Source organism: Peribacillus sp. YIM B13477 (assembly GCF_042787955.1).
Taxonomy (GTDB): domain Bacteria; phylum Bacillota; class Bacilli; order Bacillales; family DSM-1321; genus Peribacillus; species Peribacillus frigoritolerans.
Genome location: NZ_JBHZPD010000004.1, coordinates 134,210 through 150,368, shown reverse-complemented (window position 1 = coordinate 150,368; position 16,159 = coordinate 134,210). Strand labels below are relative to the sequence as shown.

The window sequence follows — 16,159 nt, the reverse complement described above, 5'->3', positions numbered from 1 at the left end:
TACTCAGGTTCCAGACGATTTTAAACGTTGTCATAAAAAACCGGTAATTCTTGTAGTGCATTTCGAAATACTAAAATAGACAGCTTTATAAAAAAGCTGCCCATCACTATATTAATAATGTGTGATACGCCTTGCGGTAACAAAACACCCTACAGTTTCCGTACAATGAATGTATCTCCAAGCAGTTCCCAATTCTGGGGGAACGGATAACCAAGTACCCAATAACTGAGACCCCTTGACCTGTAAATCTTCACCAGATCGAATTTGGCTTTGGCACTGCGTGCGTCCTCAAACCAAACTTCATGTGTGCGTCCCTGATCATCTTTGTACCTATAATAAGGAGATTGGGCTGTCTCGTCATATTTTATTTCTGCATTATATTGGACGGCGCGTCTGATCGCTTCCTGCATGTCGAAAGTCTCTGCTTCCTGTCCCTCTTCATGAGGAATAAGCCAGTCCCGTGCATAAATTTGAAATCCTATGAAGATTTTATTTGTTGGTATCACCGTTACGGCATAGTCAAGGACACGCTTTATTTCATTAATGGGGGAGATTGCCTGCGGCGGCCCCTTTCGGTAACCCCATTCATATGTCATCAGCACCACGAAGTCGAGCAGCTGTCCGTGAACTGGATAATCATGTGCCTCAACTAATGGTCCCTTTTGATTGGCGCTAGTTTTTGGGGCAAGGGAGGATGACACAAAGTAGCCTTCAGGATGCAACCGATCCACTGCTCTTTGGAGAAAGCGATTATAGAAATCACGGTCCTCTGGTGCTACACTTTCAAAATCGATATTCAATCCACGGTACCCTTTATCTTTCATCGTTTTTATGACGTTGGTTAATAATGTTTCCACTAAATTTAAATCAGAAAGTATTGTATGGGCAAGCTGAGTTCCCGCTTCCGTCGCGGAAAAATTCGTTATGCACATCATGGGTATGACGCCAGTCGACTGTGCCGCCCGGATCGTCGGGATGTCATCAATGACTTCTAAGCTGCCATCTTGCCTCATTCTATAACCAAATGGACTTACGTAGGTCAGATCGTAGGCTACTTCACGTACTTGCTCCGCACCGGCTTGCCCGTAAACGTTTGTAAAACCATTTACTTCAATGATGGGTTTTGGTTTCTGGGGAATCCTCATTATCCGTCCGATATGGATATTGGACGGATCTGTAATCCTGTTCATCTGCATAATGGCCTGGACTGTCGTTCCATAACGTCTCGCTATATCATAAAGGGTATCTCGTTCCCTTACGGTATGATAAATAACCGGGATGGTTAGTCTCTGCCCTGGATAGATAGCGGAAGGATTTGTGATGCGATTCGATTGCATGATTTCCTGTACCGTAATTCCAAACTGATTTGCGATATTATTCAGAGTATCCCCTTGCTGAACCCTGTACTGAAGATAAGGTTCAGGAATCAAAAGGGCTAGGCCAATCACCAGCTTATCTGGATTTTCAAGGCCATTGATCCGAACAATCCGGTTGATACTGACACCATACTGCTGGGAAATTCCCCACAAAGAATCCCCCCTATTCACCACATGGATTTTCACATGCACAGCCCCGCTTTCCTTTAAAATATCCCTTTCATTTTATTCCCTGGATAGCCCTAATATGTTTTTTGCGTTCAACACTCATTAAATGAATGTGTTCATAAGCCTGTAAAGGATATAGGGAAAAAAATAATAATGGCAGCTATCAATTCCAGGGAATGTATGGTGGGCGTCCATGTATTTTAAATGAGACTGCAGTCATACGGTTTTTAGAGGGGATTTAGAAGCCGAAGTAATTGAAGGAAAGGATTCATTTAAGATCAAAGCTTATGAGCATGAAAGAATTTCAGCATTGGCCTATTCCATGGATTGCAGTGTTAGTTTAGCAGCAACTCTGCTGCTGATTGCTGGTATTAGAAATCGGGACGTCTCTACACAAATGGTGGATTCAGAGGTAATTAGTTTACTTGATCCGGTAAGGCTTAAAAGTTTAAAGATGATTCAGAAATACATTCCAAAACTGAATGACGAGCACATTTCACTTTTTTCTATAATTCCATATATTGGGCATGAAGTAGTGGATACTACAAAAACGCTTCATGAAAAAGTGAATCTTTGGATAGATGATAATATAAAAAATATTGATTAGAATTATATGGAGAATAATAAGTCAAAACGGGTGAGGAGGAATGAGCATGAAAATGTTTAAAATGAGTGCTGTGGCATTGGTCACTGCGTTGTTGTTCCCTTCTTCTACATTTGCAAGTGGCTGGGATTACTTAGGAGAACAATCTCTTTATTCTAATGGTGCTGAAAGTGATGTGTTTGCCTCTACTGGTGGTGATTATAAGATTTGTCGGGATTCTTACGTGGGTCCAGCTGGTAAGTTAAAAGTTGAATTATGGGAGTATGATCCTGACAGTTATAATGATTATGTAGGGGTAAGATATTTAGATCGAGGCCAATGTGGCATTTTCCGGGGTATTGGTAACTTTGTTGATGGAGGAAATGAAGCAGAATTTTTTGCGAAATCAAGGACTAACAGTGATATGCATCTAATCTTTTATGATTAATTCACTAACTGAGAAAAAAAGACCTGAGATTGATTCGTAAATGCTAAAGGATATTCTTCTAAAATATATATATAGGGTTTTTTAGGCTGAAGTATTTCCACTTCAGCCTTTTCTTATGCAGGAAAATAATTACTTGATTTATCTAAAGGGGAAGTGTCATAACTTAACGGAGGTTAACGTCGGCCCACGTAGGTTCCTGACTCTAATCCTTAATCTAATCTCTAATTCACTCATTCTATTGAGGTAGTGAGTTGCATCCTGCATTGTACGTGTTGAGGGTAATGGCAAGTGCTGTGGTGTTAACGTCAATAGGGGTAGTAGGTACTCTAACTTATGCGTTTCTTTCATTTGCAGGATTTTGTTCAATGCTGAGTGTAATTTATCTGACATTCAACTTAATCAATTAAAGTAATTTTTGTTGTAAATAAACATTTTAGGGACTGCATTCCTAATTAGTAGGTAAATATGTACAATTGATAGTTAAATTAGTTTATAATTTGCTAGTACATAATTAATTTACTAAATAAGGGAAATTTTTCAAATGAATAATACACATATAAAGATTAAAATTTTTAATGGGGTTGAATTAAAATGAATGTATCGTCTTCTTATTTTATATTTGGTTTAATAAACATGATTTTAATGATTGGAGCTATACCAGCTATCATATACGCTTTATATTTATTAAGAAAAATTTCAAAAAAGTAAAGCGAAAAAAGGAAGGGGGACTACAAAAGTCTTTCTTCCTTTTTTTGTGCCTTTGTTTCTTCAGCCAATTACTTGATTTATCTAAATGGAAAGTGTCATAACTTAAAGGTATTGGTGGAAGAAAGAGCATAAGGAAAAACTGTCCCCAACTAAGTTGTTGAACTAGGCAAAGCCTAGTGTTTTTGTGGGTACATGAAAACTCCATCAATGTCCCCTTTGTGTCCCCTAATAAAACTATCAATGTCCCTTTCAATTACGTATCATTTTTGTTTCCCAATATGAGCCCGGATTCTTAATTGAGAAAAACAAGGGAGTGATTACAGTAGAGGAACAAGAGTTAAAGCAAACAATACTTTTAGGAAACTTTTTAATTTAACAAACGATCCTGTGCTACCCCTATTAATCTGTTAGAAAACCCTCACATCAAAATAAATTAACACTTCAAGATATATACCCGCTTTTTCAGCCTTGTTTTCGACTCTTAAGAAACAAAGACAAAGGGTGTGTACCTCTCCATTAAAAACTAATTCAAACACTTCATAAAGATCGTGAAGCACCTTAAACAACCCGTTTCAAAGTATAGTACTCTCGGTCTAAAACCGGATTGGTATGGTATAATTATAGAAGGGTTATTGTGCTTTTAGGAGGTGAACGAATGACGATCAGCAGCATCATATTGGTGGTGGCGGCAGTCTTTATCGGCGCCTTGATGCGGACGATGTTCGGGTTCGGTGAAGCGATTGTCAGCATGCCTCTGCTTGCCTTACTTCACATTCCGCTTAATACTTCGGTTTCCTTGATTGGATTGGCTGGTCTTACCGTCGCTTCACTAACCGTCGTTAGCGGATGGCGGCATATCGAACGCTCGGTATTAATCAGGCTGGCGGCTTCAACGGTGATCGGCATACCAGCGGGCCTGGCTTTGCTCCATTACGCACCTTCTATGATCATCACTTCTGCACTGGGTGTTTTTTTGATTGCATATGGGGGATATTCTCTTCTAAAGCAAAGACTTTTTCAGGCTGTGGATAAACCATTACTTAACTCGAAGGGCTGGGTATGGCCCTTCGGTTTTGCGTCGGGAGCCCTTGGCAGCGCCTATAACTTTAACGGGGTGCCGGTCGTCGTCTATGGAACTTTGCGAAGATGGAATCCAGATCGATTCCGCGGAACATTGCAAGCCCATTTCCTGATATCCGGTATCCTGGTCGTGACAGGTCATGCGCTAGGCGGACTTTGGACAGCCGATTCACTTATTCTTTACGCTTATTCCATTCCAGCTATATTACTTGCGACAGGTCTCGGAATCTTCATGAATAAGCGAATTCCCGCGAAGAAATTCGAAAGTTATTTATTCTTCATCATCATGGCACTAGGTGTACTATTATTGATTCCCCATGACTGATAACCAATAAAAGCCTGATTTCTCATTAAAACAACGAGAAATCAGGCTTTTTTCAGGAATAATAGAATCATAGTCGAACCATCAACCGCGGATATCCCGTTTGTTATATCCGAGAAAGCCTGCAGCCAGTAATAAGATAGCTATGATTGTAAGCATGAATACTTTCATGAAGTCCATATCTTCAACAGGAAGTTTCGGAATATGGCCAAATGGCGTTAGTTTTGCCATCCATTCCGGGAATTGAAGCATTCCCCCTAAATAAACGACTAAGATTGAGTAGGTCAAGTAAAGCCAAGTCAAACCGGATAATTTTGGTGCAAATCCAGTAAACAGCACGGCGATACCAATCATGATCCACATCGCAGGCAGGTAGACCATCGCTGCACTAAATATAGTGCCGAAAGCAACCCCTTCATCCATCATGGAATTTCCGACTGCCCAAAGACCGATGTCAGCAAGCGCAAGCATGAGGAAACCGCCAATAACGGAGATGATAAGATAGCTGCCCATAAGCCTTGTACGGGATACAGCACGGCTCAATAAATGTTCAGTATGATTCTTTTTTTCTTCCCCTTTAAGCTTTAACATTGCCATTAAAGGCGGGATGGTGCATATCATGGCGATGACTGACATCAACATTGTCAAGAATTGTTCTGTCAGTGAATAGCCTTCAACTGGCGTCAATAGTTCGGCCATCATTTCATTTTTTGTAAAAAAGGATTCCAAATCACCTAAAACGGAACCGTAAGATGCACCCAAAATGTACATCCCGGCTGCCCAGGCGATCAATCCTGTACGTTGCAGCCTTAGCGCGAGCCCAAGCGGACTTTTTAAAAACGATGAAGCATATTTCCGGCCGGGCTTAGCCGGAATGAATCCAGCTTCCAAATCACGGATGGCATTCAAATATAGAGATAGGGTAACCAAAATGATTGCTGCACCGATCGTAAGGATTATTGGCCACCAATAATTATTCACATATACTTCTGAACTTAAAACCCAACCCAATGGTGAAAACCAGGAAAGTGTTTCATTGCTGACATCCCCTATCGCCCGAATAAGATAGGAGAGAAGCAATACAGTGATGGAGTAACCAATCGTACCTCGAGCACTCTCGGTAAGCTGGGCAAATAATGCCGTTATTGCCGAGAAGAAAATACCGGTTGCCCCTAAAGCAGCTCCATACATAAGGGAACCTTCCAAATCCATGCTTTCTATTCCCAGAGCATACAACCCGAAACCGATTATTATCGCGATCAACGCATTCGTTCCAAACGATACGGAAATGGTTGCATATAAATTAGCCAATCGTCCAGCCGGCAAAGAACGGATCATTTCGATACGGCCGTCCTCTTCATCTGCGCGTGTATGGCGTGTAACAAGTAAAATACTCATTATCCCCACAGCCATAGCGGTTAACAGTAACATTTGATGCGCCATCATCGCTCCGTTTGTATAGTCATCCAGGCCATAACCTTTCCCCACCATCGCTGTCATTGCAGGGTTCTTCATCGTTTCTGCAATGGTTTGCCTTTCTAGCCCAGTCGGGTACAGATCGGTGAATGCCATCGCAACCATAAAGGAAAGGACGGATAAGGAAATGATCCAAACAGGGATCCGAATCCGATCTTGCCGGACGATGAATCGGGAAAGTCTTCCTGTATTATGATAGGACTGGTTCGCCATTATAACGCACCTCCCGCCCCAGAATCTGAAGTCTTCCCTACACCTTCATAATGGCTCATGAATAAATCTTCCAATGTAGGCGGCGCGCTTTCCAATTTCACAATTCCAAACTGGCTTATATACTTCATGACATTATCCAATTCACCTGTATCCACTTGGAATGAAAGTGCCTGGTCTTTCATCACGATATCCCGAACACCGTTTACATTCCCTAAAGCAGGAATAGGCTGCTTCGTTTCGACAAGCAAGCTTGTTCTCGTTAAATGACGTAATTCATCCAATGTTCCCGTTTCAATTATTTGGCCTTGCCGAATGATGCCCACTTTATCGCATAACCTTTCCACTTCAGAAAGAATGTGACTGGAAAGCAATATGCTTTTCCCTTCATTTTTCGCTTCCATCACACATTCCTGGAAAACCCTTTCCATCAATGGATCTAGACCTGATGTTGGTTCATCCAATATATAAAGGTCGGCATCAGATGAGAAAGCAGCAATCAAAGCAACCTTTTGCCTGTTACCCTTTGAATATGTTCCACATTTCTTGGAAGGATCCAAATCGAATTTTTTTATTAGTTCTTCGCGTCTGCTTTTATTGTTCGTCCCGCGTAATTCAACAAATAGATCAATAACTTCCCCGCCAGTTAAGTTGGGCCATAGGTTCACATCTCCCGGAACATACGCGATTCGCTTGTGAATTTCAACCGCATCTTTCCATGCATCCTTGCCAAAAATCTTCGCTTCCCCATCCGTCGCTTTTAAAATCCCGAGCAGCACACGGATCGTTGTTGATTTTCCAGCACCATTAGGACCGATGAATCCAAATACCTCCCCTTTATTCACTTCAATGTTCACACCATTTAAAGCGGTGAACTTTCCAAACTTTTTCGTTAAATCCGTTGTTTTCAATACTGACATTCCTCATCCACCTCTTCCTCATTGAAAAAATATGAAATATTTTAATTGATTTAGTTCATAATATACAAAAGAAGAATTCCTGACAATAGTTTATGAACTTATTTAATTGTTCTATTACATATTTTTAATTAAACTAAGATTGAGGTGAAACAATGGACGGATTTAAACGACGCAGGGAACAAAAAAAATTGAATATATTGGAGGCTGCCTTAGCTTTATTCATGGAGTATGGTGTCCAAAAGATTTCGATTGGGGAAATAGCAAAAAAAGCAAATGTATCTCAAGTAACGATATATAATTACTTCGAAAGCAAACATAATCTAATTCATGAGGTTTTTGTTTATTATACAGATAAGGCATTGGATGAATTTGAACAAATACTGGCCAGCAACATCGCCTTCCCTGAAAAAATAAAGCAGCTCATGTTCACGAAGAAGGAAACAGCCAAACAAATTCATGAAGATTTTTATCAATATTTAATGAAGGAATATTCTTCCGGAATCAACTATATGGAAAAAATATATACAGAAAAGGCCCTGCCCCGCTTTATCGATCTGTTTAACCAGGGGAAGGAACAAGGATATGTTGATCCGAACTTATCTAATGAAGCGATTTTATTTTATATAAAAGCAATGAATGAATATATCCAACGGGAAGAGGTTTATCAAAGCATCCTGCCTTTGACTGAGGATATTATGAAGATTTTGTTTTATGGGATCGTTGGGGAAAAAGAGAAATGAATGAAGAAAAAACGGTGTGAATCGATATCTCCCATTCACACCGTAAAATCTTATTCAAGAATTTCCCTGCACTTTTTAAGTCAATGTTAATAATTTGGCTGAAGTGTAATTATATTTCTCGATTGATAAATCAAAAACGGCTCCCGCTTTTAAAAAGACCGTACTTTCAACGATTAAAGTCGGATCACCTGGCTGCAAGTCCAAAAGCCCAGCATCATCGTCATTAAGTTTTTCACACGAAATGATTTTATCCGCAAACCCGATATTCAACTTCAAATCTTCGACTATATATTCATAAATGGAACCATTTGCGATTTCTTTATTTATGATGGGAATGATATCTTTATTGAAAAAGGACTCTTCTATTACAATGGGTTGACCATTTAAGTATCTAACCCTTTTCAGGTTATAGATTTTGGTTTTTACATTGCACTTCATTTGTTTGGCCAATTTTTCATCGGCTTCTATTAACTCTAACTTCAACACTTTACTTTTCATTTCATCATTGGGAAACACTTTGGTTAAGCCACCCATATCCCTCATCGAAATGCAGCCCGGTCTGGTAAATTCCCTTAGGAATATGCCGCTTCCTTGCACTTGATAGAGATAACCCTGCTCAACCAATATGTTGATTGCTTTTCTAATGGTGTTCCTGCTGACATCGAACTTCTTCATCAACTCTTCTTCAGTTGGTAACTTAGTATTTAATGTATATTTTCCATCTAATATTTCTTTCTCCATTTGTTCTACGACCATTCTATACTTTACACCCATATTTCCATATACCTTCCTCTATACATAATGATTTAGAACAATAATTTAAACTGAATGATAGGTTTTCTTTACAATAGTTTATTTTATAACGATTGTAAAGAAACCTCTATTACTTCAAATTTGAAGAAAACTGAGTTTGCCTGCAGTTTTTTTATTAACATTCCAGCTGATTTCAGAAATCCGCTCCCTTTCCGCCGACTGTCTGCCAAGCCTCCTCGGCGTGGCGCCTGTGGGGTCTCGGCTAGACAGTATTTCGGCTGGAGTGTCGCATATTTCTTCCATCCTATGAGGATTACAGGTGAAAAACTTAAAGGATAAACTAGTCTAATACTTGGTTCCGAATAGACCAGCCTACAGTTTGTTCTAGAAAACATTCCAGCTGATTTTTGCCTGCCAAGCCTCCTCGGCGTAAGCGACTGCGGGGTCTCGGCTAGACAGTATTTCGGCTGGAGTGTCGCATATTTTTTCCATCCAATGAGGATTACAGGTGAAAAACTTAAAGAATAAACTAGTCTAATACTTGGTTCCGAATAGACCAGCCTGCAGTTTGTTCTAGAAAACATTCCAGCTGATTTCAGAAATCCGCTCCCTTTCCGCCGACTGTCTGCCAAGCCTCCTCGGCGTATGCGCCTGTGGGGTCTCGGCTAGACAGTATTTCGGCAGGAGTGTCGCATATTTCTTCCATCCTATGAAGGATTACAGGTGAAAAAAACTTAAAGGATAAACTAGTCTCAAACATAACTCGGTGTGAGATCAGCCTACAATTTGTTCTAGAAAACATTCCAGCTGATTTCAGAAATCCGCTCCCTTTCCGCCGACTGCCTGCCAAGCCTCCTCGGCGTAAGCGCCTGTGGGGTCTCGGCTAGACAGTATTTCGGCAGGAGTGTCGCATATTTCTTCCATCCTATTAGGATTACAGGTGAAAAAAACTTAAAGGATAACCTAATCTTAAACTTGGTTCGAAATAGACCAGCCTACAGTTTTTTCGAGAAAACATTCCAGCTGATTTCAGAAATCCGCTCCCTTTCCGCCGACTGCCTGCCAAGCCTCCTCGGCGTATGCGCCTGTGGGGTCTCGGCTAGACAGTATTTCGGCTGGAGTGTCGCATATTTCTTCCATCCAATGAGGATTACAGGTGAAAAACTTAAAGGATAAACTAGTCTAATACTTGGTTCCGAATAGACCAGCCTGCAGTTTGTTCGAGAAAACATTCCAGCTGATTTCAGAAATCCGCTCCCTTTCCGCCGACTGCCTGCCAAGCCTCCTCGGCGTAAGCGCCTGTGGGGTCTCGGCTAGACAGTATTTCAGCAGGAGTGTCGCATATTTCTTCCATCCTATGAGGATTACAGGTGAAAAACTTAAAGGATAAACTAGTCTAATACTTGTTTCCTATTAGACCAGCCTGCAGTTTGTTCTAGAAAACATTCCAGCTGATTTCAGAAATCCGCTCCCTTTCCGCCGACTGTTTGCCAAGCCTCCTCGGCGCATGCGCCTGTGGGGTCTCGGCTAGACAGTATTTCGGCAGCAGTGTCGTATATTTCTTCCATCCAATGAGGATTATAGGTGAAAAAAACTTAAAGGATAAACTAGTCTCAAACTTGGTTCCGAATAGAGCAGCCTATAGTTTTTTCTTTTAAAACACAAAGTTGATTGGAACGGAAAGTACGAGACTCCTGCGGGAAAAGCGTGGCATGGGAGACCCCGCAGGCGAGCCGAGGAGGCTCCCGCCCGCCCGCGGAAAGCGAGTGCCTGGAGTGGAAATCAACGGTCAGATTTACTAACATCAAAAACGTTCGTAACCATATACCTTAGGGTATTTATATATCATGAAAAAGCGTATAACCAAGTGTGAAATGAGGAAGGAAAATAACTGATGAAGACTACAATAATTGAAGTCTCGAAAGAAAAGGTAACGGATATTTTGAAATTGCGAATAAACGAAAAGCAAAAGGCTTACATCGAAACGACTGAACAATGTTTAAAAGACGCTAAGGAATGTAAATATTACAGGCCAGTTGGGCTCTATTATGATGATATCTTGGTCGGCTTTGCGATGTATGGATTTTTCCCTGGGGAAGGCGAAAATGGCAGAGTGTGGTTAGACCGCTTTTTCATTGACGCTGCACATCAGGGTTTCGGGCTTGGAAGTATCATGTTGGAGGCTTTAATAAAAAGAATAATAGAAGAATATGATTGTCCTGAAATCTATTTAAGCATAGTTGAAGATAATCAGGCAGCCCTTCATTTGTATAGGAAATTCGGCTTTGCATTCAATGGCGAATCAGATTATAACAATGAAAGGCTCATGGTCAAAAAGGTGTAAGTATCTAGATCCTTTTCAACTAAAAGTATGTCAGTAACAAAAAATGCCGGTTCCTCACTTTCCAGGAATCCGGCTTCTTTTGTTAAGTTGTTGATTTCATAGTGCACGGTATTTTTTTAAGCTAATGATATTGATGGTGATGAAAACGATGGCAAAGGCCAGGAGAATGAGCAGATCCAGTAAGACCTCATTGAACGTGAAACCTTTGTACATAATGCCATTCATGGCATCCGATGCGTAATAGAGAGGCATGACCTTGCCGATTTTTTGGAGCCAGTCTGACATGCCATCCAATGGGAAAATCCCTGTAAAGAAGACTTGCGGCACGATGACCAGCGGAATGAATTGTACCATTTGGAATTCGGATGTCGCGAAACTCGATAGTAATGTGCCTAGCGATAATGCAACGAGCGCGACCAGTATATTCGTCAGTAAAACGAGCCAAATGGAGCCAACAAGGACGATATCCAATACATTGACAGCATATAGCACGACAATTATGGTTTGAATTAGAGCAAATAAGCCATATCCGATCACATAGCCCGCTACGATTTCGTATCTTTTAATCGGGGTGGCAAGCAGCCGTTCCAACGTACCACTTGTACGCTCCTTCAAAAGCGCAATCCCCGCTATTAAAAATACAAAGAAGAAAACGAAAAAGCTGACGAGCATCGGACTGAATGTATCGAACCCCTTTGTATTGGCGTCTCCGTAAACATATTTCTCCTCAATTGAAGGAGTGTTTTTTTCATTCCCTTGCAAGCCTTGCATCATTTGCATTTGAACGGCCTTTGCCCGGGTCGGTTCGTCGTTCAAAAGTGTGAGTTTCATTTTCCCATTTTCAACATGCAGCCAGCCATCCGTATCCTTTTCAATCATCTTTTCCTGTGAGAATTCATCAGCAGCCGTGACTTGAAAATCCGCTTTTTTCAATGCTCTAACAATCGTTTCATCACTGCCTGTAACAACGATTTTCAAATCACTTGCCTCTGTATCGAAAATAAAATACATGAGCGTTAAAATGAGCAATGGAGCCAGGAAAAATAAAGCGAGCGTCCTTCGATCCCGGCGCATCTGCTGGGTAATACGAGTAACAAGAGAGGCAATTCTCATTTTAGCCCGCCTCCAATCCTTAAAAAAACATCATCAAGCGTTTCCGCGGCAAATTGAGTTTTTAAAGCTTCAGGGGTTCCTGCCGCGATGATTTCACCTTCACGCAGCATCGCCAGTTTATCGCATCGCTCCGCTTCATCCATCACATGCGTCGTGATGATGATCGTCTTTTCATCTTCATTTCTTAAACGCTCAAGTTCCTCCCAAATCGATTGTTTCAGCAAAGGGTCTATTCCTACTGTCGGTTCATCCAAAATGAGAATCTCCGGATTTTGGATGAGTGCAACCGCAAGTGACATACGGCGTTTCATCCCCCCTGAATAATGGGCAACCCGAACGTTCAAATCATTCGTCAGCTGTACGATTTCAGCTGCATATTGGATGCGTTCCCTTCGTTCCTTTTTCGAAAAACGGTATAGCTTCGCAAAAAATTCGAGGTTTTCAGCTCCCGTCAGTTCTGTATATAAAGCATCGGACTGTGCCATATAGCCGACATCCATTAACAGTGCTTCATTTGGCACTTCATGATCAAGAACCGTGACTTTACCCGCATCGGGCTTAATCAATCCGACAATCATTTTAATCAAGGTCGTCTTTCCGCATCCGGATGGACCTAACAAGCCAAAAATTCCGCCTTTTTCAATATTCAGGCTCAATGGCTGAATGACCTTCTTCTGCTGAAAACCCTTAGCAATTCCGTCAATGGAAATCGCATTTTTCATTGCACACACATCCTCCCTCTTTAATTAACACGGTGTTGAGTGTATCATCATTCTAAGGTAGCATTCGGACTAATACAATCAACACATTTGGAAAAATGTTCAGTGAAGGAGACATTCCATGGCATCGATTCATGAGGATATGGTACAAAAGACGAAAAAGCAGATACAACATCATTTTATTGCACTCATTGAAGCAGAGGGGTTCTCACATGTATCCGTGAAGAAAATCGCAGAGCGTGCCAATATTAATCGGGGCACATTCTATTTGCACTACACAGATAAATATGAATTGATGGATCACTTACAGCAGGAATTGTTACATGAACTTCAAACCCGCATTACTGCCATTTTGCCTAAAGAGGCTTTTTTGGCTCTTAATCAACAGCAACTTTATCCGCCTTTCATAGCGATTTTTCAATTCATCAGTGAACATGCTCACGCATTAAGAGCCATTCTTGGTGATCAGGGCGACCCTTCTTTTGCGAAAAAAATTAAACGGGTTTTCGGGGAAGTACTGTTGGAGCGTTTGATCAGCCTTCATCCAGCAGCTAAAGATGAAGCATTCCGCATGTATATGCACGCCTTCCTGACATCGGCGATTTTAGGGGTGATTACTGAGTGGCTGGAAAACTGTGAAGAACAAACGGCGGAAGAAATGGCGAAAATCCATTTTCAAATCTTGAACTTCATCAGCCAATTGCGCACATTCATCCAATGAACGATTCATCAAAGGCATGTGCCATCAACATGCCTTTAAGTCGTATTACATCTTTTCCTTTGCTTCTATCTCTGCATCACCAACGGAATAATACCTGCTCTTGGAGGTCTTCATACTAAGCATCGACAACCATATGGATAAAGCGAACATGATCAGGGAACCTGAAATCACCACGAACCGAATCGAAATGAAATGGGCTAAAACACCAACGATTGCGGTAGTAATGATGATCAATAAAGCTTCTAACAAGCCAAAAACACTTCCGACCCTGCCCATGATTTCCACAGGAATATTATTTTGATAAAAGGTTTGAAAGCCAGTGTTGGCAAAAGCCAATGAAAAAGCAATGATGAAAAATCCGATGGCGGCCAGTGAAAAGGAATTCGAAAAGGCAAAGATCATATAACCTATCGAGACAAATAAAGATCCAAGACCAATCATGTGCGAGATTTTCACTTTACTGATGAATACGGCATTGACTATGGCACCAGCAATGATGCCTGCCCCGGCGACGCTTACAAGGAATCCGTAATCGCTGTCCGACAAAAGGAGCACGGCCTTGGCAAACGCAGCTTCTTGGGAATCGATGGCCGTTTCCATCACCACCATGCAGCTGAATAAGAAATAAATGAGCATGATATAGGAAGATTTCCGTCTGAAGTCCAGGACGATGCCCCAATCCTTTTTCATGATGGTCCAAGACAGGTAATGATTGGATTGGTTAAGGCGATGATCCTTTTCAAGATTAGGCATGAATAGAGTGATGATACCGGATAACAATAAGGCAGCCGCGTTAATATAAATCGCTAAAACGGGCGTACCGATCAAGAAAAGGATACCCGCTAGCGCCGGTCCAATCAAAAAAGCTCCAGAATCCATTAAGCTTCGTAATGAATTAAACCGTTTCCTCTGTTCAACGGGTATTAGTTTTGTTATATACGACCTAGATGTCGTTCCGAACATGGTCCCTGCCATATTGATCACGAAGACAAGGGAATACATGACCCAAATAGAAGAAGTCAATGGCAGCAAGACTATGAATACCGTGCGAAATAGGTCAAGTGCCGCCATCAGGTTCCGCTTATTTATCCGGTCGATCACACTCCCTGCCCACACATTCATAAATATGGCAGCCAACGGTTTAACAATATAAAGTCCAGCTACTGCCAAGGCTGAACCAGTCATATCCAGAACGATTAAATTAAGGGCAATGAAATACACCCAAGAACCGAAGTTGGAGATACCTATTCCGCACAAAAGAATGGAAGGGTATTTCCAGGATACCAATGCATTTCTTAATGTCATCGCTTCTCCCCCTTTGACCGTACATAAAAAACCCCGTCCCAAAGGAACGAGACCAATTTGCGATGCCTCCATACATCCCCAACAATCCTCGGCTGCTCTCGGAAAGTGGTCATTTCATTTCATTTCATTTTACTTTTCTCTTCTCTACGTCCATATTAGTAATTACTAAATTTTAACATTAATAGTTCAATACTGTAAATAACGCAAAAAAACTCATTAAATATAATGAGTTTAAAAGCAAAACAAGATATGGATTTTTCGCTCACCGTTCCTGGATAGAACACAGGGAATTACAATAATTGAATACCGCTATGAATGTTGGAATCAGTTGATTTACCTTGGGGAAAACAGTTTTAAAAACGGATTCTTTTTCTTATCCGTTATCCTTAATTCATTCATGATGATTTGATCCTCATGATCGGCTATCCATTTCCTTAGTGCATCTTTATCCTGGCATTGTGTTAAATATGTTTGGCCACCCTTGCCTGTAGCATTAATAACATATCTATTGAACGTCTTCTCCATAATTGCCCGCCTTTTTAATAAAATGTATTGAATTTAACTAATGATGTACTGCTTTTTCCTTTATCTTTTACAAAAGAAACATAATATATCTATTACAAATTTTGATTGGCAATAGCTTGTTCTGCTTGAAATTATTGAATAAAGTACATCGATGCCGGTTATCATAATTGGATTAATCGAACCTATCATAATGTGCTAACTAATATTTGTCAATACGTTTTTTTAATGTAAATAAAACGTAAATTTTCAGTTTTATTAAAGAAATATTTTTTTACGATTTAGGGGTTTACAACTGCTAAATGATGGGAGTAGAATACGTTTATCAATTTAATGCATTTCGGCCAAAACTCATGGTAAATGAGTACGGAGGACCCAATCATTTGGGGTTAATTCTGCCTTGCAGAAGGGATGAGATCAGCTCTTTCGCCATCCTACCCGTCAGCTAACTTCGTCGGCTAAAGCGAAGGAGGTCATAAGACCGCCTATTTCGGGAGCTTTTTTTGCACGCTTTTTGTGGCAATACAGCTATTCGATGTTTTCGCAGGTCTTTTTATTATGCCTTTTAAAAAGATTCGGAATGAGGATTGATGGTTAAGATATTCATACAGTTTTACACATTTCATTTTTATAGGTAGGGATGATCAATTT

14 protein-coding genes and 1 riboswitch are annotated in these 16,159 nt (G+C 40.8%); of the genes, 6 read left to right on the top strand and 8 right to left on the bottom strand.

The window, feature by feature from the left end; all coding sequences use genetic code 11:
• Positions 1-149 precede the first annotated feature (149 nt).
• Positions 150-1,562, bottom strand: coding sequence for a glycoside hydrolase family 18 protein (locus ACFX4H_RS14620; RefSeq protein ID WP_377435701.1), 1,413 nt, complete (start codon positions 1,560-1,562; stop codon positions 150-152).
• Between the two features lie 292 nt (positions 1,563-1,854).
• Between ACFX4H_RS14620 and ACFX4H_RS14615 the strand changes: the two genes are divergently transcribed.
• The 3 genes from ACFX4H_RS14615 (at position 1,855) to ACFX4H_RS14605 (ending at position 4,688) form a co-directional block, all read left to right on the top strand.
• Positions 1,855-2,151 (top strand): hypothetical protein, encoded by a 297-nt coding sequence (locus tag ACFX4H_RS14615; protein WP_377435700.1) that lies wholly within the window; start codon positions 1,855-1,857, stop codon positions 2,149-2,151.
• Between the two features lie 46 nt (positions 2,152-2,197).
• Complete coding sequence (locus tag ACFX4H_RS14610; RefSeq protein ID WP_268592114.1) at positions 2,198-2,575, top strand: hypothetical protein; 378 nt, start codon at positions 2,198-2,200, stop codon at positions 2,573-2,575.
• A gap of 1,363 nt (positions 2,576-3,938) precedes the next feature.
• Positions 3,939-4,688: a sulfite exporter TauE/SafE family protein gene (locus ACFX4H_RS14605; RefSeq protein WP_063589919.1), complete on the top strand. Its 750-nt coding sequence runs from the start codon at positions 3,939-3,941 to the stop codon at positions 4,686-4,688.
• A gap of 81 nt (positions 4,689-4,769) precedes the next feature.
• Here the strand turns inward: ACFX4H_RS14605 and ACFX4H_RS14600 are convergent, their stop codons facing one another.
• Together ACFX4H_RS14600 and ACFX4H_RS14595 are read right to left on the bottom strand one after the other, a co-directional pair.
• Entirely contained in the window at positions 4,770-6,374 is a 1,605-nt protein-coding gene (locus ACFX4H_RS14600) for an ABC transporter permease (protein WP_377435699.1), read from the bottom strand.
• Positions 6,374-7,291 (bottom strand): ABC transporter ATP-binding protein, encoded by a 918-nt coding sequence (locus tag ACFX4H_RS14595; RefSeq protein WP_034310818.1) that lies wholly within the window; start codon positions 7,289-7,291, stop codon positions 6,374-6,376. Before ACFX4H_RS14595 ends, ACFX4H_RS14600 begins: the two co-directional genes overlap by 1 nt.
• A 152-nt stretch (positions 7,292-7,443) precedes the next feature.
• On the opposite strand from ACFX4H_RS14595, the gene ACFX4H_RS14590 reads away from it, so the two are divergent.
• On the top strand, positions 7,444-8,031 hold the full coding sequence (locus ACFX4H_RS14590) for a TetR/AcrR family transcriptional regulator (protein WP_377435698.1): 588 nt from the start codon (positions 7,444-7,446) through the stop codon (positions 8,029-8,031).
• 75 nt (positions 8,032-8,106) lie between these two features.
• Here ACFX4H_RS14590 and ACFX4H_RS14585 read toward each other — a convergent pair whose 3' ends face one another.
• On the bottom strand, positions 8,107-8,805 hold the full coding sequence (locus ACFX4H_RS14585) for a GntR family transcriptional regulator (protein WP_063589916.1): 699 nt from the start codon (positions 8,803-8,805) through the stop codon (positions 8,107-8,109).
• Positions 8,806-10,678: 1,873 nt separating this feature from the next.
• Between ACFX4H_RS14585 and ACFX4H_RS14580 the strand changes: the two genes are divergently transcribed.
• On the top strand, positions 10,679-11,128 hold the full coding sequence (locus ACFX4H_RS14580; protein ID WP_241637418.1) for a GNAT family N-acetyltransferase: 450 nt from the start codon (positions 10,679-10,681) through the stop codon (positions 11,126-11,128).
• 96 nt (positions 11,129-11,224) lie between these two features.
• Here ACFX4H_RS14580 and ACFX4H_RS14575 read toward each other — a convergent pair whose 3' ends face one another.
• Together ACFX4H_RS14575 and ACFX4H_RS14570 are read right to left on the bottom strand one after the other, a co-directional pair.
• Positions 11,225-12,241: an ABC transporter permease gene (locus ACFX4H_RS14575; protein WP_377435697.1), complete on the bottom strand. Its 1,017-nt coding sequence runs from the start codon at positions 12,239-12,241 to the stop codon at positions 11,225-11,227.
• A complete protein-coding gene (locus ACFX4H_RS14570; protein WP_241637416.1) occupies positions 12,238-12,963 on the bottom strand; it encodes an ABC transporter ATP-binding protein in 726 nt (241 codons plus the stop codon). Before ACFX4H_RS14570 ends, ACFX4H_RS14575 begins: the two co-directional genes overlap by 4 nt.
• Before the next feature lie 118 nt (positions 12,964-13,081).
• Between ACFX4H_RS14570 and ACFX4H_RS14565 the strand changes: the two genes are divergently transcribed.
• Entirely contained in the window at positions 13,082-13,681 is a 600-nt protein-coding gene (locus ACFX4H_RS14565; RefSeq protein ID WP_063589913.1) for a TetR/AcrR family transcriptional regulator, read from the top strand.
• Positions 13,682-13,726: 45 nt separating this feature from the next.
• Here ACFX4H_RS14565 and ACFX4H_RS14560 read toward each other — a convergent pair whose 3' ends face one another.
• Complete coding sequence (locus ACFX4H_RS14560; protein WP_377435696.1) at positions 13,727-14,986, bottom strand: MFS transporter; 1,260 nt, start codon at positions 14,984-14,986, stop codon at positions 13,727-13,729.
• A 333-nt stretch (positions 14,987-15,319) separates the two neighbouring features.
• Positions 15,320-15,511: a hypothetical protein gene (locus ACFX4H_RS14555; protein ID WP_034310797.1), complete on the bottom strand. Its 192-nt coding sequence runs from the start codon at positions 15,509-15,511 to the stop codon at positions 15,320-15,322.
• A gap of 329 nt (positions 15,512-15,840) precedes the next feature.
• Positions 15,841-15,983, top strand: a riboswitch (cyclic di-AMP (ydaO/yuaA leader).
• The last annotated feature ends 176 nt before the right edge of the window (positions 15,984-16,159 follow it).

Bases quoted from the DNA above. Each gene is read 5' to 3' on its own strand.
- ACFX4H_RS14610 (WP_268592114.1), top strand. From the start codon at position 2,198: ATGAAAATGTTTAAAATGAGTGCTGTGGCATTGGTCACTGCGTTGTTG.
- ACFX4H_RS14605 (WP_063589919.1), top strand. From the start codon at position 3,939: ATGACGATCAGCAGCATCATATTGGTGGTGGCGGCAGTCTTTATCGGC.
- ACFX4H_RS14600 (WP_377435699.1), bottom strand. From the start codon at position 6,374: ATGGCGAACCAGTCCTATCATAATACAGGAAGACTTTCCCGATTCATC.
- ACFX4H_RS14595 (WP_034310818.1), bottom strand. From the start codon at position 7,291: ATGTCAGTATTGAAAACAACGGATTTAACGAAAAAGTTTGGAAAGTTC.
- ACFX4H_RS14590 (WP_377435698.1), top strand. From the start codon at position 7,444: ATGGACGGATTTAAACGACGCAGGGAACAAAAAAAATTGAATATATTG.
- ACFX4H_RS14585 (WP_063589916.1), bottom strand. From the start codon at position 8,805: ATGGGTGTAAAGTATAGAATGGTCGTAGAACAAATGGAGAAAGAAATA.
- ACFX4H_RS14580 (WP_241637418.1), top strand. From the start codon at position 10,679: ATGAAGACTACAATAATTGAAGTCTCGAAAGAAAAGGTAACGGATATT.
- ACFX4H_RS14575 (WP_377435697.1), bottom strand. From the start codon at position 12,241: ATGAGAATTGCCTCTCTTGTTACTCGTATTACCCAGCAGATGCGCCGG.
- ACFX4H_RS14570 (WP_241637416.1), bottom strand. From the start codon at position 12,963: ATGAAAAATGCGATTTCCATTGACGGAATTGCTAAGGGTTTTCAGCAG.
- ACFX4H_RS14565 (WP_063589913.1), top strand. From the start codon at position 13,082: ATGGCATCGATTCATGAGGATATGGTACAAAAGACGAAAAAGCAGATA.
- ACFX4H_RS14560 (WP_377435696.1), bottom strand. From the start codon at position 14,986: ATGACATTAAGAAATGCATTGGTATCCTGGAAATACCCTTCCATTCTT.
- ACFX4H_RS14555 (WP_034310797.1), bottom strand. From the start codon at position 15,511: ATGGAGAAGACGTTCAATAGATATGTTATTAATGCTACAGGCAAGGGT.